The 21,357-nt window shown below is 64.8% G+C and carries 16 protein-coding genes and 2 pseudogenes; 6 read left to right on the top strand and 12 right to left on the bottom strand.

Translation table 11 applies throughout. The annotated features are described in order from the left end of the window. Nucleotides 1-129 precede the first annotated feature (129 nt). From ampE to AC0MAZ_RS08105, 3 genes are all read right to left on the bottom strand, one after another. The gene (ampE, locus tag AC0MAZ_RS08115) at nt 130-960 is read right to left on the bottom strand and encodes a regulatory signaling modulator protein AmpE (RefSeq protein ID WP_475860841.1); all 831 of its coding nucleotides are present in this window, start codon (nt 958-960) and stop codon (nt 130-132) included. Further along, on the bottom strand, nt 957-1,523 hold the full coding sequence (ampD, locus tag AC0MAZ_RS08110) for a 1,6-anhydro-N-acetylmuramyl-L-alanine amidase AmpD (RefSeq protein ID WP_203647962.1): 567 nt from the start codon (nt 1,521-1,523) through the stop codon (nt 957-959). The genes ampE and ampD overlap by 4 nt, the downstream gene beginning before the upstream one ends. A gap of 88 nt (nt 1,524-1,611) precedes the next feature. Then, nucleotides 1,612-3,762: a DUF1631 domain-containing protein gene (locus AC0MAZ_RS08105; RefSeq protein WP_254464753.1), complete on the bottom strand. Its 2,151-nt coding sequence runs from the start codon at nt 3,760-3,762 to the stop codon at nt 1,612-1,614. Nucleotides 3,763-4,006: 244 nt separating this feature from the next. Between AC0MAZ_RS08105 and nadC the strand changes: the two genes are divergently transcribed. Next, complete coding sequence (gene nadC, locus AC0MAZ_RS08100) at nt 4,007-4,855, top strand: carboxylating nicotinate-nucleotide diphosphorylase (RefSeq protein ID WP_232854709.1); 849 nt, start codon at nt 4,007-4,009, stop codon at nt 4,853-4,855. 167 nt (nt 4,856-5,022) lie between these two features. On the opposite strand, the gene trxB is transcribed toward nadC, so the two are convergent. Beyond that, entirely contained in the window at nt 5,023-5,979 is a 957-nt protein-coding gene (trxB, locus tag AC0MAZ_RS08095; RefSeq protein ID WP_050703773.1) for a thioredoxin-disulfide reductase, read from the bottom strand. Nucleotides 5,980-6,294: 315 nt separating this feature from the next. Here trxB and cysZ point away from each other — a divergent pair, with 315 nt between their 5' ends. Then, nucleotides 6,295-7,023: a sulfate transporter CysZ gene (gene cysZ, locus AC0MAZ_RS08090; RefSeq protein ID WP_475860840.1), complete on the top strand. Its 729-nt coding sequence runs from the start codon at nt 6,295-6,297 to the stop codon at nt 7,021-7,023. Nucleotides 7,024-7,168: 145 nt separating this feature from the next. On the opposite strand, the pseudogene AC0MAZ_RS08085 reads toward cysZ, so the two are convergent. Both AC0MAZ_RS08085 and AC0MAZ_RS08080 read right to left on the bottom strand, forming a co-directional pair. Next, a pseudogene (locus tag AC0MAZ_RS08085) lies at nt 7,169-7,591 on the bottom strand (methyl-accepting chemotaxis protein); the annotation flags it as partial. Between the two features lie 171 nt (nt 7,592-7,762). Further along, nucleotides 7,763-8,395, bottom strand: a pseudogene (locus AC0MAZ_RS08080) (PAS domain-containing protein); the annotation flags it as partial. A gap of 269 nt (nt 8,396-8,664) precedes the next feature. Here AC0MAZ_RS08080 and AC0MAZ_RS08075 point away from each other — a divergent pair. Next, a complete protein-coding gene (locus AC0MAZ_RS08075) occupies nt 8,665-9,876 on the top strand; it encodes a glycosyltransferase family 4 protein (protein ID WP_475860839.1) in 1,212 nt (403 codons plus the stop codon). Here AC0MAZ_RS08075 and AC0MAZ_RS08070 read toward each other — a convergent pair. Further along, on the bottom strand, nt 9,845-10,948 hold the full coding sequence (locus tag AC0MAZ_RS08070) for an NADH:flavin oxidoreductase (protein ID WP_232854714.1): 1,104 nt from the start codon (nt 10,946-10,948) through the stop codon (nt 9,845-9,847). The genes AC0MAZ_RS08075 and AC0MAZ_RS08070 overlap by 32 nt on opposite strands. Before the next feature lie 252 nt (nt 10,949-11,200). On the opposite strand from AC0MAZ_RS08070, the gene AC0MAZ_RS08065 reads away from it, so the two are divergent. Both AC0MAZ_RS08065 and AC0MAZ_RS08060 read left to right on the top strand, forming a co-directional pair. Continuing rightward, the gene (locus AC0MAZ_RS08065) at nt 11,201-11,548 is read left to right on the top strand and encodes an HPF/RaiA family ribosome-associated protein (protein WP_203647969.1); all 348 of its coding nucleotides are present in this window, start codon (nt 11,201-11,203) and stop codon (nt 11,546-11,548) included. Nucleotides 11,549-11,939: 391 nt separating this feature from the next. Beyond that, a complete protein-coding gene (locus AC0MAZ_RS08060; protein WP_475858338.1) occupies nt 11,940-12,965 on the top strand; it encodes an IS110 family RNA-guided transposase in 1,026 nt (341 codons plus the stop codon). Nucleotides 12,966-13,342: 377 nt separating this feature from the next. Here AC0MAZ_RS08060 and AC0MAZ_RS08055 read toward each other — a convergent pair whose 3' ends face one another. Then, a complete protein-coding gene (locus tag AC0MAZ_RS08055) occupies nt 13,343-13,813 on the bottom strand; it encodes a phosphate-starvation-inducible protein PsiE (RefSeq protein WP_110736873.1) in 471 nt (156 codons plus the stop codon). 222 nt (nt 13,814-14,035) lie between these two features. Between AC0MAZ_RS08055 and AC0MAZ_RS08050 the strand changes: the two genes are divergently transcribed. Continuing rightward, nucleotides 14,036-14,299 (top strand): YebG family protein, encoded by a 264-nt coding sequence (locus AC0MAZ_RS08050; RefSeq protein ID WP_186713189.1) that lies wholly within the window; start codon nt 14,036-14,038, stop codon nt 14,297-14,299. 69 nt (nt 14,300-14,368) lie between these two features. Here AC0MAZ_RS08050 and AC0MAZ_RS08045 read toward each other — a convergent pair whose 3' ends face one another. The 4 genes from AC0MAZ_RS08045 to AC0MAZ_RS08030 all read right to left on the bottom strand — a co-directional run bounded on the left by AC0MAZ_RS08045 (nt 14,369) and on the right by AC0MAZ_RS08030 (nt 21,337). Continuing rightward, nucleotides 14,369-15,061 (bottom strand): sensor histidine kinase, encoded by a 693-nt coding sequence (locus AC0MAZ_RS08045; RefSeq protein ID WP_186713188.1) that lies wholly within the window; start codon nt 15,059-15,061, stop codon nt 14,369-14,371. Further along, nucleotides 15,058-16,665, bottom strand: coding sequence for a response regulator (locus AC0MAZ_RS08040; RefSeq protein ID WP_050703762.1), 1,608 nt, complete (start codon nt 16,663-16,665; stop codon nt 15,058-15,060). Before AC0MAZ_RS08040 ends, AC0MAZ_RS08045 begins: the two co-directional genes overlap by 4 nt. 157 nt (nt 16,666-16,822) lie before the next feature. Next, nucleotides 16,823-19,540: a winged helix-turn-helix domain-containing protein gene (locus AC0MAZ_RS08035; RefSeq protein WP_254464756.1), complete on the bottom strand. Its 2,718-nt coding sequence runs from the start codon at nt 19,538-19,540 to the stop codon at nt 16,823-16,825. A gap of 432 nt (nt 19,541-19,972) precedes the next feature. Then, nucleotides 19,973-21,337, bottom strand: a complete 1,365-nt coding sequence (locus tag AC0MAZ_RS08030) for a DUF1329 domain-containing protein (RefSeq protein ID WP_203647972.1) — start codon at nt 21,335-21,337, stop codon at nt 19,973-19,975. Between the last annotated feature and the right edge of the window lie 20 nt (nt 21,338-21,357).

The following is a 21,357-nucleotide window of genomic DNA, read 5'->3' as shown; positions in this document are numbered from 1 at the left end:
TTGTAACTTATGGTTAAGCGCGGTTCGGTAGGAGCGGCTTTAGCCGCGATGCGGGCACCGCGGAGTCTGGCACCCGCTTCGCGGGTGATCGCGGCTGAAGCCGCTCCTACAAGGAGGTGATTAAAGTTTTCAGACCAGCACGGTCCACAGGGCGAAGCAGGCATACCACAACACCGCGCAGCGCAGCAGCAGCTCCCACAGGCTGTCCAGGCGCTCCAGGCCATGCTGGCGGTCTTCCTCCTCGGGAATATCGTCGGCCACCCGACCGACCTTAGCCACCAGGTGCCCGGCGCTGACGTGCCAATCGAGCAGCTCGTGCAACATCACCCGGGTCACCGCGACGAAGTTGCCGACCAGCGCGAAGCTCACCGTCATCACCCGCACCGGCAGCCAGTCCATGGCATGACGCAATTGCCCGGCCAGGGTTTGCAGCGCCGGCTGGCGGCTGTGGTCCATGGTCAGCGCCAGCAGGCGGTAGGCCAGCGCCGCCCCCGGGCCGAGCAGGAAGTACCAGAAGATCACCGCGAAGAAGCTCTGGTAGGCCTGCCACAGCAGGTGGCCCTGGACCCGCTTGATCAGGCTCTGGGCATCGTCGGCAGCCAGCCCCAGGTCGCGTTCGGCCACATGCAGCGCAGCCTGGTCGTCACCGCGGCGCCAGGCGTCGCGAAACGGCCCGAGCGACGCCTTCACATCGCCTCGGCCGAGGCTGTAGACCAGCACCAGCAGGTGCACCGGCAACGCCAGCAGACCGTAGGCCACCGGCTCCAGCACATGCAACAGCAGCACGAGCAACGCCACCGGCGCCAGGACCAGGATGCCCAGCGTCCACCACGGGTGGACCTTGCCGCTGCGCTCCAGGCGCACCAGCTCGCCCAGGTAGAAGCCGTCGCGCTGCAACCGCTGACGCAGGGCCGAGAACTTCTCGACCCACAGCGCCAGCACCAACACCAGAAAACTCATGCCTTGTCCTCGTTGCGTTGCAGCGCGGCCCGGTAGCGCGGCCAGTCGAAGGCCGGGCCCGGATCGGTCTTGCGCTGCGGGGCGATGTCGCTGTGGCCACAGATGCGCTGGGCGTCGATCACAGGCCATGCCGCGCGGATCTCGCGGGTCAGGCGCTCCAGGGTGGCGTACTGGGCATCGGTGTAGGGCAGCTCGTCGGTGCCCTCCAGTTCGATGCCGATGGAAAAATCGTTGCAGCCCTCGCGCTCGCCGAAGCGCGACACGCCGGCATGCCAGGCGCGGTCGAGCAACGAAACGAACTGGGTCACCGCGCCATCGCGCTCGACGAACAGGTGCGCCGAGACGGTCAGGTGGTTGATGCTGGCAAAATAGGGGTGCTCATTCGGATCCAGGCGATTCTGGAAGAACTGCTGCACCTTGCCGGTGCCGAAGCAGGCCGGTGGCAGGCTGATGTTGTGGATGACCAGCAGCGCGATGGCCTCGCCCTCGGGGCGGGCGTTGAAGTTCGGCGAGGGGCAGTGGCTGACGCCGCTGAACCAGCCGGTCGCACGGTCCAATTGCATGGTGCAGATCCTGAAATGACGCCCGAGACAGGTGCCCAGTATGCCGTGGCCGGCCAGTGCTTGCATGTAAATGATTGTGTAGGGAAATTCAGCTCTGTTGGGCCTGCTGCCCGCGCAACTGCTCCAGCACCGCTTCCAGCGCTCGCTCGAACAGCAGGCCGTCGTCCAGCAGGCGCACCTCGCCACGGCGCAGGGCCAGGGCAAGGCCCATGCGGTTCCATTCGCGCACCTTCATGCCGGTGCGGTTGGTGAAGACCAGGCGATCATTGCTGTCGATGCGCGCCACCAGCTTGCAGCGCAGCGGCTCGTCGTCGTCCATCACCTCGACCCAGGTGCCGACCTGCAGGCGCTGCACCTGGCGCAATGCCGGCTCCTGGTCATCGAGCGGCAGGCCAGGGGCAAGGGCGGACTCGTCGCTGACCGCCAGCACGATAGCCTCCTCCAGCCACACTTCATCCAATGCGGCGTCCGGCTCCGGCGTGCCACCGCAGGCACGCAGGTGCAGTTTTTCCAGTTGCAGGAAGAAATCACGAGTGGCGGCGGAGTCCAGCGCCACCCCCGCCAGGCCGTCGCGCAGCGCCTTGAGCAGGCCCGGCACCTGCTCCAGCAGACGCTGTGGCTCACGGTACGGGGCAATGCTGACCAGCAGGTCGTCCACCGTCGCCAGGGCGTCGGCCCAGGCCGGCGAGGCCTCGCCCTGCTTCAACCAGGCCAGCAGCAGCACCTGGCTCCAGGACTGCACCAGCATCTGCACCACCACCTGCGGCAGTACCCGGCCATGCAGGCGGTCGTTCAACTCCTGCTGTACCCGCTGGCGGGCCTGCAAGGCACGGGCACGCCCCTCCTCGGCGTCGCGGGTGCGCTGTTCGAGGAGTTCGTTGCGCCGGCGCTCGTCCTGGCTGAAGGCGAGAAACTCATCGAGCAGTTCGTTGAACACTGCACAGTCGTCGGAAAAGTCATTGAGCAGGCGCTGGACGATGCGCTCGACCCGCAGGTGCAAGCTGTCGCGCAGCCCCTCGGCATCGCTCTCCCAGCCGATGGCCACGGCGGCGATCTCGTTGAGCAGGCGGCGCGCCGGGTGGCTGGCGCGGCTGAACATGCCCTTGTCGATCAGCGCGACCTTGAGCACCGGGATATGCAGGCGGACGATCAGCGCCCGCAGGCTGGCCGGCAGGTTGTCGTCGCCCTGGATGTAGGCGAACAGCAGGTCGACCAGGTTGATCGTGTCCTCGTCGTCGGTGGCGATCCGCCGCCGCGTGCCACTGCGCACGCTGACCCGCAGCAACAACTGCTCCAGCTGCTGGCCGAGGTTGAAGTCATCCGGCTCGCCAGGGGCCGGCACATAGTGCTGCAGGTGGGTGAGCAGGCGCAGCAGGTCGCCGGTGCTGGTCGGCTGCGCGGATCCGGCCGCCTGCAGCCGCGGCGCGACACGCCCGCGCACCGGCGCCAGCAGCGTCTGCACCGAGGCAAAGAAAGCCTGGCCGGCGGAGTCGGACAAGCCGCCCAGCGCCGGGCTGGCCGGAACGCGCCGGGCGATGCTGCGCCGGTCCTCGGCGCGGCGCCGCGGGGCGGGCATCAGCTGCGGCAGTACACCGGCGCTGGCGAGCAACTGGCTGGCCTCGCCGTAGAGCAAGTCGAGGTCGCGCAGCACGTAGCGCTCGAACAGCTTGAGCAGCACCATCTTGACGCTGGCGCCAACCCCCAGGTTACGCCCGGCGTCCAGGAAGTAGCCACACAGGTTGCCAGGGCCCAGGGGATTGCCTGCGCTGGCCAGCGGCAGCTCCAGCAGCGTGGTGAAGCGCAGGTTCAACTGCTCCAACAGGAAGCCGTCGCGGGACAACACCCGGTCGACCATGGTCTGCACGGCCACCGAGCGCTCCAGCGACGGCTTGTCCTGTGTCTGCGCCCTGACCAGGGACTCGAGCCCGTCGCCCTGGCCGATGCGGGCGAAGGCCTCGTAGAAAGTGTCGAGGAAACCTCGTTCAATACTCTTGCGCTTGAGGCGCAGGTCGCGCATGGCTTCGAAGTAGAGGTTCTGATCGAGGCGACCACTGGCCTTGTCGGCCATTTCGAACAGGGTGTCGTCGGCATTGTCGAATAGCGCCTGCAAGCCCTGGCGCAATTGCAGGGCAGCCTTGTCGCGCACCTGCAGGAGCAGCACGGGAAGGCATGGCGAGGGCGCGCGCGCACCCCGGTCGATGGCAGCCGCCAGGGGCACCACCTTGCCTTCATCATGCATCCCGGACTCCTTGCTGGATGTTACGTTGTTCGACTGGAAGGGAATCGTCAAAGCTATGACGCCAAATACTGGGCGCTATTATCAGTGAAAACACTGATAGCTGCCAGCACGCCTTTCGCACGCCTCAACTGACAGTGCGTTCGCAAGAATGCTCAAACCGCCTGACCAAAGGTCATCGGCCCGGCAGCTGTACACGCAGCCCCCCTGCCCTATAATCGCCGGCACCTAGCTTGTGGAGCCGACCATGCCGAACCTACGCCTCGCCGACCTGACTGCCGAAATCGAAGCCAACGTGCGCCGCGCGCTGCTCGAGGACATCGGCAGCGGCGACATCACCGCCCAGCTGATCCCGGCCGAGCGCCTGGCCAAGGCGACCATCATCACCCGCGAGGACTGCGTGATCGCCGGCACCGCCTGGGTCGATACGGTATTCCGCCAGCTCGACCCACGGGTGGCGGTGCACTGGCAGGTGGCCGACGGTGAGCGGGCCACGGCCAACCAGGTGCTGTTCCACCTCGAAGGCCCGGCGCGCTCGCTGCTCAGCGGCGAACGCTCGGCATTGAACTTCCTGCAATTGCTCTCGGGTGTGGCAACCCGCGCGCGCTTCCTGGCCGACCTGGTGGAAGGCACCCAGGTGCGTCTGCTCGACACCCGCAAGACCCTGCCCGGCCTGCGCCTGGCGCAGAAGTACGCGGTCACCTGCGGCGGCTGCCACAACCATCGCATCGGCCTGTACGACGCCTTCCTGATCAAGGAAAACCATATCGCCGCCAGCGGTGGCGTGGCCGAGGCCGTGGCGGCGGCGCACCGCATCGCTCCGGGCAAGCCGGTGGAGATCGAGGTGGAAAGCCTGGACGAACTGCGCCAGGCGCTGGCGGCCGGGGCCGATATCGTCATGCTCGACGAGCTGACCCTGGACGAGATGCGCGAAGCGGTGCGCATCACCGCCGGCAAGGCCAAGCTGGAGGCCAGCGGCGGCGTCAACGAGACCACCCTGCGGGTGATCGCCGAGACGGGGGTGGACTACATCTCCATCGGCGCGATGACCAAGGATGTGAAGGCGGTGGACCTGTCGATGCGCCTGAGCCTTTAAGAGACTTGGCGCATCGACTGGCCTCTTCGCGGGTAAACCCGCGCCCACAGAAATGCGGTGCCCCTGTGGGAGCGGGTTTACCCGCGAAGAGGCCAGTCAAGGCACAGCAGATTCAAGACATGAAAAAACCGGCCAGAGGGCCGGTTTTTTCATGCTGTGGTACCGACTCAGGCGTTGGCCAGGCCGTCCAGGTAGCGCTCGACGTCCAGGGCCGCCATGCAGCCGGCGCCGGCCGAGGTGATGGCCTGGCGGTAGACGTGGTCGGCCACGTCGCCGGCGGCGAACACGCCCTCGACGTTGGTGGCGGTGGCATTGCCTTCACGGCCGCCGTGGACCACCAGGTAGCCGTCCTTCAAGGTCAGCTGGCCTTCGAACAGCGAGGTGTTCGGGGTGTGACCGATGGCGATGAACACGCCGTCGACCTTGATTTCGTCGAAGCTGCCGTCGTTGTTCTTCAGGCGCGCACCGGTCACGCCCATGTTGTCACCCAGCACTTCGTCCAGGGTGGCGTTGAGCTTGAGCTCGATCTTGCCTTCGGCGACACGGGCGTGCAGCTTGTCGATCAGGATCTTCTCGGCGCGGAAGGTGTCGCGGCGGTGGACCAGGGTCACCTTGCTGGCGATGTTGGCCAGGTACAGAGCTTCTTCCACTGCGGTGTTGCCGCCACCGACCACGGCGACCGGCTTGTTGCGGTAGAAGAAACCGTCGCAGGTGGCGCAGGCCGACACGCCCTTGCCCATGAAGGTTTCTTCCGACGGCAGGCCCAGGTAGCGGGCGCTGGCACCGGTGGCGACGATCAGCGCGTCGCAGGTGTAGGTGCCGCTGTCACCCTGCAGGGTGAACGGCTTGTTGGCCAGGTCGACGGCGTTGATGTGGTCGAAGACGATCTCGGTCTCGAAGCGCTCGGCGTGCTCCTGCATGCGCTGCATCAGGGCCGGGCCGGTCAGGCCGTGGGGGTCGCCCGGCCAGTTGTCGACTTCGGTGGTGGTGGTCAACTGGCCGCCGGCCTGCATGCCGGTGATCAGCAGCGGCTTGAGGTTGGCGCGGGCGGCATATACCGCGGCGCTGTAACCGGCAGGGCCGGAACCGAGAATGATGACGCGCGAATGACGTACTTCAGACATGTCGAACTCCTGTCGAGCGGGCCGCACGGGTCCAGCATCTAGGTGCCGGTTGCGCCAGCTGGAATTAAAAGGGACCCACGCAGCACTTGGGGAAGGCTACAACGCGTTGGTCCAAAACCGAAAAAGTTGAGCGCACTGTAGCGAGGCCGCAGAGATTAAGGAAATATCCTTCGACAATCCACCTTATAGACAGTCTCTATCCGACAACCATTGTCCCAGTGCTTTGTTACACGCCGTTTCCCAGAGGTGCGGCTCCTTCCGTCGGCGCGCCAAACTCGGTAAGGTCAGCGCGTTTTCCTCAAGCGGAGCATTCCGATGCAAGCCCCCGTCCTGTCCGGCCCCCAGTACCTGCGCGAGGGCCTGAAACTGGTCCTGAGCCCGAACCTGCGCCTGTTCGTGCTGCTGCCCCTGGCGGTCAACCTGCTGCTGTTCGGCGGCCTGATCTACTTCGCCGGCCATCAGTTCAGCCTGTGGGTCGATGCGCTGATGCCCACCCTGCCCGACTGGCTGAGTTTCCTCACCTACATCCTGTGGCCGCTGTTCGTCGCCCTGGTGCTGTTGATGGTGTTCTTCACCTTCACCCTGCTGGCCAACATCATCGCCGCGCCGTTCAACGGTTTCCTGGCGGAAAAGGTCGAGGTGGTGGTGCGTGGCCAGGACAACTTCCCGCCCTTCAGCTGGGCCGAGCTGGTAGCCATGGTGCCACGCACCCTCAGCCGCGAGATGCGCAAGCTGGGCTATTTCCTGCCGCGGGCCATCGGCCTGTTCATCCTCTCGTTCATCCCGGTGGTGAACGTGATCGCCGCGCCGCTGTGGTTGGTGTTCGGCATCTGGATGATGGCCATCCAGTACATCGACTACCCGGCGGACAACAACAAGATGAGCTGGCAGGACATGCTCGCCTGGCTGCGGCAGAAGCGCTGGCAGTCGATGGGCTTTGGCGGGATCACTTATCTCGCGTTGATGATTCCGGGGGTCAACGTGCTGATGATGCCGGCGGCGGTGGCCGGGGCGACGCTGTTCTGGGTGCGTGAGCGTACCTGAGCGCCCACAATCCTGTAGGAGCGGCCTTGTGCCGCGAAAGGGTGCGAAGCGCCCCAGGGTTCATGCGTCAAGCTGAGATCGCCGGGGCCGCTTTGCGGCCCTTTCGCGGCACAAGGCCGCTCCTACACAGGCGGTGTGAAGCCAATCAGTGGCTCAACTGGCTGGAAAACTGCCCCACCGCATCCACCACCTTCTTCGCCCCTTCCTGGATCTCGACGATCACCCCGCCAGTATCGGCGGCCAGGGCCAGGCCCTGCTCGGCCTGACGCTTGCTGGTGTCGATGATGTCCACCGCGGCCTGGGCCAGCTGTTCGTTCTGCTGCACCACCTTGGCGATCTCCTCGGTGGCGCTGCTGGTGCGCGAGGCCAGCTGGCGCACTTCGTCGGCGACCACGGCAAAGCCACGCCCCTGCTCGCCGGCGCGGGCGGCCTCGATGGCGGCGTTGAGCGCCAGCAGGTTGGTCTGCCCGGCGATGTCGCTGATGGTCTTGATGATCGCGCCGATCACCTTCGACTGCTTGTCCAGCGCCTGGATGCCATCGGCGGCGTCCTGCATCGAGCCTTCCAGGCCACGCATCACCTCGACGGTCTGGGTCACCACATCGGTGGCCTTGCGCGCGCTGTCGTCGGTCTCCAGCGAGGTGGTGTAGGCGATGTCGGCGGCCTGGGCCACGGCCAATTCCTGGTTGACCTGATCGGTGATCACGGTGGCGAACTTGACCACCTTGTACAGCACGTCATGGGCGTCGATGATCGGGTTGTACGAAGCCTCCAGCCAGACCACGCGGCCATGGGCATCGATGCGCTTGAAACGCTCGGCGACGAACTCGCCACGGCGCAGCCGGTTCCAGAACTCCTGGTAGGCCGCCGAGTTGGCCTCCTCCGGCTCGCAGAATATGCGGTGGTACTTGCCACGGATCTGCTCCAGGCTGTAGCCCATGGTCTGCAGGAAACGGTCGTTGGCGGTCAGCACCTGGCCTTCGAGGTTGAACTCGATCACCGCGGTGGAGCGCATCAGCGCCTTGATCAGGCTCTCGTGCTCGCGGGAAGTCTCGATGGTGCGGGTCAGGTCGCTGGAGTGCAGGGAGAAGTACTTGATACGCCCCTGGCTGTCCTTGACCGGTTGCAGGATCGAACGCAGCCAGGCCTCGTCACCGTTGCCGCGCAGCAGACGGAAGGCGCCGTTGAGGTGCTCGCCACGGGTGATGGCGTGCTTCATGCGCTGGTAGAAATCGAGCTTCTTCACATGCGCCGGCACGATCTCTTCGATGTTGCGCCCGATCAGTTGCTCGGCGCGATAGCCCATCTCGGCCTCGAAGTTGTTGTTTACCGACTCGATGCGCCCCTGGGGGTCGAGCTGGAGCACCAGCATCTCGCTGTCGAGGCTGTTCTTGACCTGCTCGATGGACATCAGCTCTTCGCGCAGTTGCTGGATTTCTTTCTTCAGTTTGCTGTTGAACATGGCCGCTCTCCCGGAGCGAATTCCTGTAGTCGAATGCCTCTGCATCGGCTGCGTGACAAGAGTTCTTGAGTGCGTTGCAAGGAAATATTCAAACGGGTGCAAGTGCCGGAAATCAGGCGTCATGCGCACGTCACAAAGGCGTCACATGGGCGCAACGGGGGCGGCCCAGACTTTTCCCCATGAGCACACCGTCCCTGCGTATCACCCTGGTCAGCGAAACCTTCCCACCCGAGATCAATGGCGTGGCCAACACCCTTGGCCGCCTCAGCGAAGGGCTGCGCCTGCGCGGCCACCAGGTGGAGCTGATCCGCCCGCGCCAGGCCACCGACAACGGGGCCGGCAACGACGAGACCCTGCTGCTGTGCCGGGGTTGGCCATTGCCGGGCTACCCGGGCCTGCAATGGGGCGAGGTGTCGATGCACAAGCTGTGGCGCCGCTGGCGCCGGCAACGCCCGGACGTGCTGTACATCGCCACCGAAGGCCCGTTGGGCCTGAGCGCCCTGCGCGCCGCCCGGCGCCTGGGCGTGGCGGTGGTCAGCGGCTTTCACACCAACTTCCCGCAGTATTCGGGACAATACGGCCTGGGCCTGCTGTCACGACTGCTCACCCACTACCTGCGCTGGTTCCACCGGCGCACCGCCATCACCCTGGTGCCCAGCGCCAGCCAGCGCCTGGAGCTGGAGCGCCGCGGCTTCGAACGGCTCGGCCTGATGGCCCGCGGGGTCGACGCCAGCCTGTTCAACCCGGCACGGCGCAGTCAGGCCCTGCGCGAGCAGTGGGGGCTGGGTGTGGATGACATTGCCGTGCTGCATGTCGGGCGCCTGGCCGCAGAGAAGAACCTGGCCCTGCTGCGCCCTTGCATGGAGGCCCTGGGCAAGGCCTATCCGCAGCGGCGGCTGCGCCTGGTGATCGTCGGCGATGGCCCGATGCGTGGCCAGCTCGAACAGCAACTGCCCAATGCCATGTTCTGTGGCGCACAGCGCGGCGAGGTGCTGGCCGAGCACTACGCCAGCGGCGACCTGTTCCTGTTCCCGAGCCTGACCGAAACCTTCGGCAACGTCGTGCTCGAGGCGCTCGCCTCGGGCCTGGCCGTGGTCGCCTACGACGAGGCCGCCGCCGCCCAGCATATCCGCCACGGCCACAGCGGCGCCCTGGCCATGCCGGGGGACCAGGCGGCGTTCATCGACGCCGCCTGCTGGTTGCTGGAGGAAGGCGAAACCCTGCGCCGGGTGCGCCTCAATGCCCGCCAACACGCCAGCCGCCAGGGCTGGCTGGCGATCGTCGAGCAGTTCGAGGGCTACTTGTACGGCGCCTGCCGCGAGCCGCATGCTGCCCGCGAACAGGCCCCGCCGCTGGTGATCAAGCCAGGGTCGTCAGCGCCTCACGGCTGAACGGCAGCACATCGTCCTCACGCCCGTCCCGCACTTTGCGCGCCCACTCGGCATCCACCAGCAGGGCGCGGCCCACGGCCACCAGGTCGAACTCCTGGTCCTGCAAGCGGCGCAACAGCCCTTCGAGGCTGGCGGGCTTGGCCACCTTGTCGGTGGCCACCATGAACTGCAGGAACTCGCCGTCCAGGCCGACACTGCCCACGGTGATGGTCGGCTTGCCGGTGAGCTGGCGGGTCCAGCCGGCGAGGTTCAGCTCGCTGCCCTCGAATTCCGGCTCCCAGAAGCGCCGGGTGGAGCAGTGGAAGATATCCACGCCGGCCTCGGACAAGGGCTTGAGGAACGCTGCCAGGGCCTCGGGGGTTTGCACCAGGCGCGCGCTGTAGTCCTGCTGCTTCCATTGCGAGAAACGCAGGATGATCGGAAAGTCCGGGCCGACGGCCGCGCGCACGGCCTGGATCAGTTCGATGGCGAAACGCGAGCGCCCGGCCAGGTCACCGCCGTACTCGTCATCGCGACGATTGCTGGCGTCCCAGAAGAACTGGTCGATCAGGTAGCCGTGAGCGCCATGGATCTCCACGCCGTCCATGCCGATGGCCTGGGCATCGTGCGCCGCCTGGGCGAAGGCGGCGATCACCTCGCGGATATCCTCCCGGCTCATGCCGTGGACCAGCACCTGGCCGTCCTTTTCCTTGCCGCTCGGGCCATAGCCCGGAACCGCGGCGTCCGGCTCGGTACCCAGGCGGCGCACACTGCCCACGTGCCACAGCTGCGGCACGATGCGCCCGCCCTCGGCATGCACGGCCTCGACCACGCGCTTCCAGCCGGCCAGGGCATCCTCACCGTGGAAACGCGGCACGTTGGGGTAGCCGTTGGCGGCCTTGTGCCCGACCGTGGTGCCCTCGGTGATGATCAGGCCGACACCGGCGGCGGCACGGCGGCGGTAGTACTCGACCACGCCGTCGTGGGGCACGCCGCCGGGGCAGAAGGTACGGGTCATCGGCGCCATGACCACGCGGGTCGGCAAGTCGAGGGAGCCGAGGGTGAAAGGCTGGAACAGAGGGTTGCTGGACATGCGGCGCTCCCGAGGGATGAGATGGATGCGCCCGAGCTTAGGGGCCACCAGGTGCGTGTCACAGCATCATTGATTGCAGTGATCGGCAGGTATCGCTGCGAGCGGGCCGATTTGCAACAGGAAATTTATTTTGCAAAAGGGCTTGAATTCGTCCGGCGGTTGCCTGACTTTAGAGTCAAGAGGCGCAGAAAACCCAACGCCCTCAGTGGCCTAGGCACGCCTCTCGCGAGCAAGCTGAATAAGGATTGAATCATGCAAATCCAGGTCAACAGCAGCAACCAGATCCAAGGCAACGTCCGCTTGAACGAGTGGGTCCGCAGCACACTGCAGAGCAGCCTCGAACGTTACGAGGACGACCTCACCCGTATCGAAGTCCACTTGCGCGACGACAACGGCGCCAAGCCCGGACCGCACGACAAACGCTGCCAGATGGAGGCTCGCCCCAAAGGCCACCAGCCGATTTCCGTGACCCACACCGCCACTTCGCTGGAACATGCCGTCGATGGCGCCGCCAGCAAGCTGAACCACGCGCTGGAACACTTCTACGGTAAGCTGCGCAGCAAGCGCGCTATCCTGGAGCAGAGCGATCCAGACGCCTGACACTCGAATGTGTCCAATGAAAACGCCCGGCCTTGCGCCGGGCGTTTTCATTCGTGTGGCACGGCGGGCAAGGCCTTTCAAGGTGTTCGGCGACAGAGTTGCAGCGCGCTTGAGATCGAGCGCCGCCCGCGCGGCGCATCGCGGGACAAGCCCGCTCCTACATTTGTTGCAACGTGCCGAACCTGTCAGGCCATGGTTGCCAGCCTTCGCAGGGCTTAAGACTGGTGAGACGGCGGCAACGCCCACCGAAAAACCGCGTAATGCAAACAAGGCCTACAACCATGGCCTATCAGGCATGGCCACGTTGCAACAAATAATGAAATGGCTACCCCCGCCCCACCCTGTGTCAGCCCTCTAAGCTTTCACAGGGTGCCTATCGGAGTGCAACGCCATGAACACTGTCGCCATCATCGCCATCGACCTGGGAAAGTTGAGCTTCCATGTACACGCTCAGGATGATCGGGGTCATGAGCTCTATCACCGCAGGTTCAACCGTGAGTCACTCATCCGCCACCTTGCCAATCTTGCGCCCTGCACGGTGGCGATGGAGGCCTGTGGTGGCTCTCATTTCATGGCGCGAGAGGTGACGAGACAGGGTCATACGCCCAAACTTATTCCCGCACAGTTCGTTCGCCCCTACGTGAAAAGCAACAAGAATGACTTTGCCGATGCTGCCGCTATCGGTGAGGCGGCAACCCGCGATCAGATGCGCTTCGTGCCTCCCAAAACCGAGGCCCAGCAGGCGCTGGCGATGCTCAATTCACTGCGCGACAGCTTCATCAGAGACCGTACTGCCACCATGAACCGCATCCACGCTTATTTGCTCGAGGTGGGGGTCAGTTTGGCACCCACCTTCAAGGCGGTCCGGGAGCTCCCCATTCTGCTGGACGACAGTACCTTCTCACCGTTGATCAAGAAGCTGTTGCTGGACCTACATGCCCACTTCCGCTATCTCGATGATCGGATCAAGGCTCTGGACAAGGAAGTGCATAGCCAGGCCGTTAGCGATGATCTTGCTTCCCGTTTGATGTCGATACCTTGTATTGGCCCGATCACCGCTACCGCCCTGGCTGCGGAATTGGGTGATGGTAAGCAGTTCCGCTGTGGGCGAAATTATTCAGCCTCCATAGGCCTGGTTCCCAGGCAGCACACGACAGGCGGCAAACCTTGCCTGGGGCGAATCAGCAAGCGGGGCGACGGCAATCAGCGACGACTGCTGATCCAGTGCGCGAGGGTCTATCTGATTGGGCTGGAGCGCAAAACCGGCAAGCTGGCGGACTGGGTACGTGGCTTGCTACGTGTTCACCACCCCAACCTGGTGGTGTGCGCTATCGCCAACAAACTGGCCCGAATCGCCTGGGCCATCACGGCACACCACAGCGAATTTAATGCAGGGTCAAGCGCCATGAACGCTTGACCCTGCAGACACACGAGTAACAACCCACCTGGTTTTGCGATGCTGCACACAGATGACGTGAACGGTATACCGGCCTGGCGATCAACCTGAGCTCCTACTCGGCTTCAGAAGCCGAACAAATATCTAGGCTCGTCGGGCGCGATTTTCATCGAGGCGCGGGACCAACCTCCCACACGACGCCGTATAGATTGACGCAAACCAAACTCACGCACATCTCAGTACAGTATTGCAGAAATGGGGGTAACCATAGATGTAGGAGCGGATTCATCCGCGATGCGCCGCGCGGGCGGCGCTCGATCTCATAGGCGCTGCAAGGTTTTCGGCAAACACCTGGAGGCCCTCATCCAATCTCTATAGCCCTAACATGCAACCGAGGCCTACTTCCCCTCGTCCACTTCCTTGCCGCTGGCATCCAGCGCCTTGGTCGACGGGTAGCGGTAGGAGGCGTAGCGCACCACCAGGATGGCGAAGGCCAGCAGCAGGATGCCGCCACACACGTACAGCAGCCCGACATCCGGTGCCTTGTGGTGCGAGACGTCGCCGATCAGCAGGCGGGTCAATGCAGTGATCGCCACGTAGAGCAGGAAGCGGATCGGCATGTGGTTGGTCTTGAAGTAGATCCCCACCATCGCCCCCAGTTCCAGGTAGATGAACAGCAGCAGGATGTCATCGACGCTGACCCCGCCCTTGCCCAGCATGTCCAGGAAGGTCACCACCGCCGCATAGGCGGTGATCGCGCCGATGCCGAACAGCGCCAGGTAGTGGAAGGCTTCCACGCACAGGTTGCCCAGCGAGTCGGCGGAGCCGTGCAGGCCCTTGCGCAGTCTTTCTGCCCATTTGATGTTCACGATGTTCGATTCCTAGATACGGCTGAAGGTCTTGTGCCATGCAGTTAAAGGGCCACGGCCCCTGTCTTGGAAGGCGGCCGATTGCCGCAGGGCACCTGTGGGCTACGCTGATTTTCAGTTTGCCGGGCCATCATTGCGGTTGCAGGGTGATGGCCTGGCGATGTACTGTATAAAAATACAGTTATCCGCAACCCCATCAGCAAAAAGGCACAGAGGTGATGAATGGCCGTCGAAGTGGTGTACCGCAGCAGCCGCGACCCGGAGCGCTTGTTCATGGATAAGGCCGAAGCAGACCGTCACGACAAGATGCTCGAACTGGCCGAACGCCTGGCCGAGGTACTGCACAAAGCCGTACCGTCGCTGAGCGAACAGCAAGTCGAGGAAGCCGGTATCTACATGGCCAAGAACCGCGACGTGTTCGCCCGGGCGTTCAAGAGCCAGCCGGATGCGCTGGCCGAACTGCTCGAAGGCGCAGCAGCCGAGTGATGGCTGCACCGGCCATTTCGCGGCCCCTTCGCGCCTGAGGCGGCACGGCGGCCAACGCCGTGCTGCGGTTCAAGGCAGGTACAAGCGGAACAAGCCGCCCCCCAGCGTACCGCCATTGGCGATCTCGATCCGCCCGCGCACGCCGTTGCGCTCATGCAGCGCGGCAATTCGCGCGGCGAAGTACAACCCCAGTCCGGTACTGCCGCTCTGCGAATCGATGCCCTGCACGTAGTCGTGCTGGCGCTCGAGCATGCGCTGTGGATAACCGGCGCCATCGTCGTTGACACTGATCACCAATTGCTCGCCCTCTTCCTCGATGCTGATCAGCAGGGCGTGCCCAGCATAGCGGATGGCGTTGGTAAGCACGTTGGCCACCACCGAGGCGACCAGCTCACGGTCGAAGAAACCCAACGGGCTTTCGGTCTCGATACGCCAGGTGGCGAGGATGTCGCGGTGCTTGATCACGTCTTCCTGGGCCGCCAGCTGGGCCTCGATGAAGTCGTCCAGTTCGTGGTAGTCGGGGCAGATGGGCAACTGGTTGACGCCCAGCTTGTACAGCCCCAGCAACTGCACGAGCATGCCGTTCAGGTGGCTGAGTTCATGCTCCACCACGCCCTGCTCGATACCGCCGCGCAACTCTTCGGGCAGGCGCGCCAGCCACTGGCTGTGGGCGTGGGTGAGCGCCGAAAGAGAGTTTTTCAGGTCGTGCACGGTGGAGGCGATCACCGTGGAGAAGTCCAGCCCCTGGTTGTCCTGGTTCATGCGCCGAAGACCCGGATGTGCAGTTTGCGGTAACGGTCATAGCGACTGTCGCTGGCGGGAATGCCGGCCACGCTGGTGAGGCAGTCGCGACACTCCTGCATCAACGCCGGCGGTGGCGTCTCGCCGCCGATGCGCAGCAGTGCCTGGGCGGTGTTCAGGGCGATGCTGATGTTCTTCGGCTGCAACGACAACGCCTTGCGGAACATGCCCAGCGCTTCGTTGAGCTGGCCGCCCTGGTAGCTGCGCACGCCCTGGCGGTTGAGGTCCACGGCTTCGGTCACCGCCCCCAGCACCAGCGGGTCGTCGGTGAGCTTGGCGACGCTCTGCATGACCTTGGGGTCGTCGCCGTAGGTTTCCACGCAACCCTTGAGAATCGAGGTACCCGCCGCATCCTGGCCAAGTTGCTGCAACTGCTTGGCCACCGTCAGCGCCGCCTCCACGGAGAAGAACTGGTCCATCTTCTCCAGGCGCTGCATGGCCTGCTCGGTGAGCTTGGCGGCGGTTTCCGGGTCGCCGGCCTGCTGCAGGCTGGCGGCCTTCATCAGGCGCGCGCGCACCTGCAGGCCCTGGTCCTCGACGTTTTCCTTGGCCACCTCGCTGAGCACGGTGTTGATCTCGACCCGGGTACGGGCATCGAGACCGTTGCCGCTGTTCTTGTTCATCAACGCCTGGACCAGCCCCAGATTACTCTCGGCGTCCTTGTAGCGCGAACTCTGCCCCTGGTTCACCGCATGGCGAAAGGCCTTGGAGGCACTCTCGAAGTCGGCGTTGTCCAGCGCCAGCTTGCCCAGCGCGGCCTGGCGGCGCACGGCGAGCGGCGACAGACGCACCGCCTCCTCGAGCATGTGCTGGGCACGCCGGGTCTCGCCCTGGGCCACCAGCACCTCGGCCATGCCATCGTAAAGGTTGGGCATGATCGGGAAGGCCTTGAGGGCCTGCTCGTAGACACCCTGGGCCTGGGCATTCTGTCCGCGTTTGTGCAACAGGCTGCCGAGCGCGGCGTAGACCCAGGGCTGCGGGCGGCTGGCGAGGATGTTCTTGAGGAATTTCTCCAACTCCTCGAAACGGTTGAGGTCGCGCAAGGCATCGGCGCGATAGCGCAGGCACAGCGGGGCGAAGCGCGGGTCCTTCTTGCACAGCTCGGCGCAAGCGGCGAGCACTTCGGCCGGGCGCCCGCGATCAAGGGCTTGGAGAATGGGCTTGAGCAGCGTCTTGCGCTGGGTCAGCTTCTCCAGGCGCTGGGCCAGGCCGACCCGGTTGAAGGGTTTGGTCAGGTAAGCGTCGGGCTCGTGTTCGATGGCACTGAGCACGATGGACTGGCTGCTTTCGGCGGTAACCATGATGAACACGCATTCATGGCTGATCAGCTTGTCGAGGATCAGGTCCTCGAGCACCTGCTGGCCGTTCTTCTTGCCGTCCCCTAGATGAAAGTCCTGGAGAATGAAGTCATAGCGCTTCTGCCCGCACATGCGCAGCGCCTGTTCGCCACTGTCGGCGGTGTCGACGTCGCGCACGCCCAGCTCGCGAAGCATCGAGCGGGTCGAGGTGCGGAAGTCGGTGAAGTCGTCGACGATCAGAAAGCTTTTTTGCCCATACTGCAGCATCAACACGACCTGTATTGAAAAAAGTGGGGAAGTGGCGCGTGGCGATGCATACCGCCGAGGTCTGTATCGGCAGCGGTTCGGGAAAGATGAGCCCGGAAGGTAACGCCGAATGATGGCCTAAAGCCGCTATCTTAGTCGCCGACCTCGCCCCAAGCCACTAGACCAGCAAGCCAAGGGACTTGGCCCTGGCCACCGCTTGGGTGCGGCGCTCGACACCGAGCTTGCTGTTGATATGGCTGGCGTGGGTCTTGACCGTGTGCAGGGAGATGAACAGGCGCTCGCTGATCTGCTGGTTGGAACAGCCCTGGGCGATCAGTTCCAGCACCGCAAACTCGCGGCCGCTCAGGGCCTCGGTGGCACCGCCGCCGGTAGCCAGGGCCTGCGGCAGATGGGCCAGCAGATCGCTCTGCGCCGGGCAGGCCGCACGCCCCGTCAACTGCTCGCGCAGCCAGTGTGGCTGCTCTTCGATCAAGCGTTGGAAGGCCTGCAGGGCACCGCCCTGGGCCGCTTCCAGGGCAGGTGCGAGCAACCTGGCCGCTTCGGCGTCACGCCCCTCGGCCAGCAGCAGAGCGATCAATTGGCACTGCGCGCTGACCACCAGCGTCATGCCACCGCTGGCCTGGCCCCGCTCGACCAGCGTGCGCAACCGCGCTTCGGCATCACCGGGGCGGGCCAGCACCCGTTCCAGCAAGGCCTGCTGCAATTCGATGTGCAGCGGCAACAGCGGGTGGAACTCCGGCGCGGCCGCAGGCTGCTCGCCACCGTAGGTCTGCCCCAGGCGCAGCAGCCAGGACTCGGCCAGGTCCGTTCGGCCCTGGGCCAACCAGAGCTCGCACTTCACCAGGGTAATCATGGCCAGGTAGAAGATCGGCGGCACGTCCCAGATATGCATCAGCCGCTCCGCCTCGGCCAGTTCCGAGAACGCCTCGGCAAAACGCCCTTCGCGACCGTCCAGCGAGGCGATCACGCAATGCCCGATCAGGACGCTGATGTCGCGGCAGCTGCGCGCCTCGCTGAGCCCGGCGCGCAAGCGCGCACGGCCCTGGGCACAGTGCAGGCGGGCCGCCAGCAAGTAGCCCTCGTACAGGGTCAGGCGCGCGCGCACGGCATACAGGCGTTGCCCCGAAAGGCCCTGCAACCGCTGCAATCCCTGGCGCACTTCGTCCAGGGCGCGCAGCACCTCGCCGCGGGCGTGCAGTACCCGCGCCCGATCGTAATGGGCCAGGGCTTCGAACAGCGGGTTGCCGACCCGTTGCGCCAATTCGAGTGCTTCGCGGTTCCAGCCCCGCGCCCGCCAGAAATCGCCATCGGCGATGGCCAGGTTCGACAAGGTCGACAGGCACACCAGGCGCTGGCCGTAGCGTTTGTTCGGCAGGCTCTGCAGCGCTTCGCCACAGTAAGCGAGTGTCCGCTCCCGATCGCCGCGGCCACGGGCAATGACCCCGCTCAGGGCCAACCATTGGGCCAGCATCGACTTCTGCGCGGTGGCCGACGGCGCGGGCAGGAAGCGGCTCAGGTAGGCCGCCAGCTCCTCGGCGGCGTCCAGTTGGCAGGCCAACCCCAGGGCCCAGCTGTACAGGACGATCAGCCTGGGCGTGCTGATCAACAGGCTGTCGGGCAGGTCCATCTTCCAGCGCAGCAGCATGCCGACATTCTGCTCCGCCAGCAGTTGCTCCTCGGACAGGCTCTGTACCAGGTCCGCCGCCACGTCCAGATGGCCCGCGCGCAGGGCCTGCTCCACCGCCTCGTCCAGCAGACCCTGCCCTTCGAACCAGCGGCAGGCGCGCAGGTGCAGCCCCGCCAGCGGCTCGCTGGCCTGCCGGCTGCGCAGCAGGTCGGAGAACAGGTGGTGATAGCGGAACCACAGCCCATGCTCGTCGAGCGGCACCAGGAACACCTGGTGGGCCTGCAGGTAGCTCAGGATCTCGCCGCTGTCATGGCGCTCGCGCAGGGCGTCGCACAATTCGGCGCAGAAACGCTCCTGGCAGGCAGTCTCGTAGAGAAACGCCTGCACGGGGGCCGGCAGGATGTCGATGACTTCCTCCAGCAGGTAGTCGCGGATAAGCCCTTCGCCGCCATGCAGCGCCTGGGGCAAGGCGTGGTCCTCGCCGGACTCGCTGGCCGCCAGTTGCCAGAAGCGCAGCCCCGCCACCCACCCGTCGCTGCGCTGGATCAGGTTATCCAGGGCCTGGCCGCGCAAACCGGTGGGCTGGCGGCCGATCACGGCTAACGCTTCATCGGGGGTCAGGCGCAGGTCCTGCTCGTTGAGTTCGACCAGTTGCCGTGACAGGCGCAGGCGCGCCAAGTGCCAATCGGGCCGCTGGCGGCTGGTGACCAGCAGGACCAACCCGGCCGGCAGATGGTTGAGGAAGAACTGCAGGCAACGATCGAGCACCGGCCCCTGGGCCAGGTGGTAGTCGTCCAGCACCAGCAGCAAGGGCGTGTCCGGCTGCAGGTAGAGCGCGAGTTCATCAAGCAGGCCGTCGAGCCACTCTTCGAAGGCGAAGGGTTGATGCCGCTGGCGCATCTTCAAAAGCCCCAGAGCCTGGCCGCCGAGTGCCGGGCAGAATTGCTGCAAGCCTTCGAGCAAGCGTTCGAGGAAGCGCCCCGGATCGGCATCGCGCTGGCTCAACCCGAGCCAGAGGCTGCGCCAGTGGCTGGGCAACGCCTGGCAGAACTCGACGGCCAGCGAACTCTTGCCGAAACCCGCCGGCGCGTTCACCAGCAACAGGCGCCCCGCCAGGCCACTTTGCAGGCGCTGGCACAGGCGTGCTCTGGGGACGTGTGTTTCCGGCAGCGGCGGCCGGAAGAAACGCCCATCCAGCAGGCCCAGGGCCTGGCTGGCGACTCCGTGGGTACGGGACAGGTCTGTCATGGCCGGCTCGTTCTGATTGGAATTAGGGCGGCGTTAGATTCAGCCCTTTCAAGGTGTTGGTAATAGGCGCGCGGCTTGGAGTTGCCGGGGCTGCTTTGCAGTCCTTCGCGGCACAAGGCCGCTCCTACAGGGGAGCGCGGTCGTCTGTAGGAGCGGCCTTGTGCCGCGAAAGGGTCGCAAAGCGGCCCCGGCACTCTTGAACCTGAGCGGCCATATCCCAAAAATCGCAAAAACCTTGAAAGGGATGGGCGTTACGGCTTGTTGCGAGACTAGCGGCAAACGCGGCGCATTTGAAGATGATGCAGCCGCTTTGCCGCAAAAAGACTACGACAAAAAGAAACAGGTAGCCCGATCTCACACCCACATGAACAGAAACGCCCCGGCAAGCCGGGGCGTTCTGGGAGATCAAACGGAGTTGCGATGCCTGTCAGCTCAACGCACACCGTCCTGACGCAGGGCTGCCGGCTGGAACTCGGCCTTGCTGGCGCTGAAGCCGAAGTTGTAGGCGCTCTTCTCTTCGTTCTTCATGCCCAGGGCCAGGTAGCGACCCGACTGCAGGTCGTAGATGGCCTCCAGGGTGTACCACGGCACCTGCACGTTGTAGTACGGCTGGGCGTGGGCCTCGGAAATGCGCCACAGCTGGTTGCGACCGTCGTACTGGTCGATCACCGCGGCCTGCCAGGTGTCCTCGTCGATGTAGAAGTCACGCTTGGCATAGATGTGACGCTGGCCTGGCTTGAGGGTCGCAACCACGTGCCAGACGCGGCGCAGCTCGTAGCGCGACAGGTCCTGGTTGATGTGCCCGGCCTTGATGATGTCGCTGTACTTGAGCTTCGGATCATCCAGCTTGTAGGCGTTGGAGGCGATGTACATCTCCTTCTTGCCTTCGAGTTTCCAGTCGTAACGGTCCGGCGCGCCGTTGTACATGTCCAGGTTGTCGGAGGTGCGCAGGCCGTCGGCGGCGGTACCCGGGCCGTCGTACGACACTTGCGGCGCCTGGCGCACGCGGCGCTGGCCGGCGTTGTAGATCCACGCCTTGCGCGGTTCCTTGACCTGGTCGAGGGTCTCGTGGACCAGCAGCACGGTCCCGGCCAGACGCGACGGCGCGGTTACTTTCTGCTTGAAGTAGAACAGGATGTTGCCCGGGTTGGCCGGATCGTAGTCATTCATCTTGTCGCGGAACACGAACTGGTCCTGGAAGTACACCAGGCTGTACGAGCCGTTCTGCTGCGGGGTGGCCTGGGTGACCAGGCGGGTCACGCTGCCGCCACGGTAGCGGGTGATGTGGTTCCAGATCACCTCCAGGCCGTCCTTGGGAATAGGGAACGGCACGGCGGTGCGGAAGTTCTCCAGGCCGTTGCCGCCCGTGACCAAGGTGGTCTTGGTGGCGTTTTCCTTGATCGCGGCGAACACATCGTCCGGTACCGTGGAACCACGGTGGGTCTTGTACACTGGGATCTTGTAAGTGTCCGGATAGCGCTTGAACATGGCAACCTGGCCAGGCGAGAGCTTGTCCTTGTACTGGTCGACGTTCTGCGCGGTGATGGTAAACAGCGGTTTTTCGCTGGCGTAAGGGTCGGACAGGAAGCCCTTGGCGTCGGCGCTGCCAGCGCTCTTGGACAGCGGTTCCCACGGGCCGATCGAGCCATCGGCGTTACCGGCCTTCTCCGCGCCCATCGGGGTCAGCGTGGAACCCAGCTTGGCCGCTTCGGTGGCGGAAACCGCAGCCATGACGCTGGTTGCCAGCAGGGACATGCCCAGTACACCGGCTTGCAGCAGACGTGTGGTCATTTTCATTGTGTGTCGTCCTGGATCAG

The sequence above is a fragment of the Pseudomonas sp. A genome, assembly GCF_056270345.1.
This window is presented reverse-complemented; position numbering and strand designations above follow the sequence as displayed.

Excerpts from the sequence above, each read along its gene's own strand:
- ampE (WP_475860841.1), bottom strand. The coding sequence starts at position 960 with ATGAGTTTTCTGGTGTTGGTGCTGGCGCTGTGGGTCGAGAAGTTCTCG.
- ampD (WP_203647962.1), bottom strand. The coding sequence starts at position 1,523 with ATGCAATTGGACCGTGCGACCGGCTGGTTCAGCGGCGTCAGCCACTGC.
- AC0MAZ_RS08105 (WP_254464753.1), bottom strand. The coding sequence starts at position 3,762 with ATGCATGATGAAGGCAAGGTGGTGCCCCTGGCGGCTGCCATCGACCGG.
- nadC (WP_232854709.1), top strand. The coding sequence starts at position 4,007 with ATGCCGAACCTACGCCTCGCCGACCTGACTGCCGAAATCGAAGCCAAC.
- trxB (WP_050703773.1), bottom strand. The coding sequence starts at position 5,979 with ATGTCTGAAGTACGTCATTCGCGCGTCATCATTCTCGGTTCCGGCCCT.
- cysZ (WP_475860840.1), top strand. The coding sequence starts at position 6,295 with ATGCAAGCCCCCGTCCTGTCCGGCCCCCAGTACCTGCGCGAGGGCCTG.
- AC0MAZ_RS08075 (WP_475860839.1), top strand. The coding sequence starts at position 8,665 with ATGAGCACACCGTCCCTGCGTATCACCCTGGTCAGCGAAACCTTCCCA.
- AC0MAZ_RS08070 (WP_232854714.1), bottom strand. The coding sequence starts at position 10,948 with ATGTCCAGCAACCCTCTGTTCCAGCCTTTCACCCTCGGCTCCCTCGAC.
- AC0MAZ_RS08065 (WP_203647969.1), top strand. The coding sequence starts at position 11,201 with ATGCAAATCCAGGTCAACAGCAGCAACCAGATCCAAGGCAACGTCCGC.
- AC0MAZ_RS08060 (WP_475858338.1), top strand. The coding sequence starts at position 11,940 with ATGAACACTGTCGCCATCATCGCCATCGACCTGGGAAAGTTGAGCTTC.
- AC0MAZ_RS08050 (WP_186713189.1), top strand. The coding sequence starts at position 14,036 with ATGGCCGTCGAAGTGGTGTACCGCAGCAGCCGCGACCCGGAGCGCTTG.
- AC0MAZ_RS08045 (WP_186713188.1), bottom strand. The coding sequence starts at position 15,061 with ATGAACCAGGACAACCAGGGGCTGGACTTCTCCACGGTGATCGCCTCC.
- AC0MAZ_RS08040 (WP_050703762.1), bottom strand. The coding sequence starts at position 16,665 with ATGCTGCAGTATGGGCAAAAAAGCTTTCTGATCGTCGACGACTTCACC.
- AC0MAZ_RS08035 (WP_254464756.1), bottom strand. The coding sequence starts at position 19,540 with ATGACAGACCTGTCCCGTACCCACGGAGTCGCCAGCCAGGCCCTGGGC.
- AC0MAZ_RS08030 (WP_203647972.1), bottom strand. The coding sequence starts at position 21,337 with ATGAAAATGACCACACGTCTGCTGCAAGCCGGTGTACTGGGCATGTCC.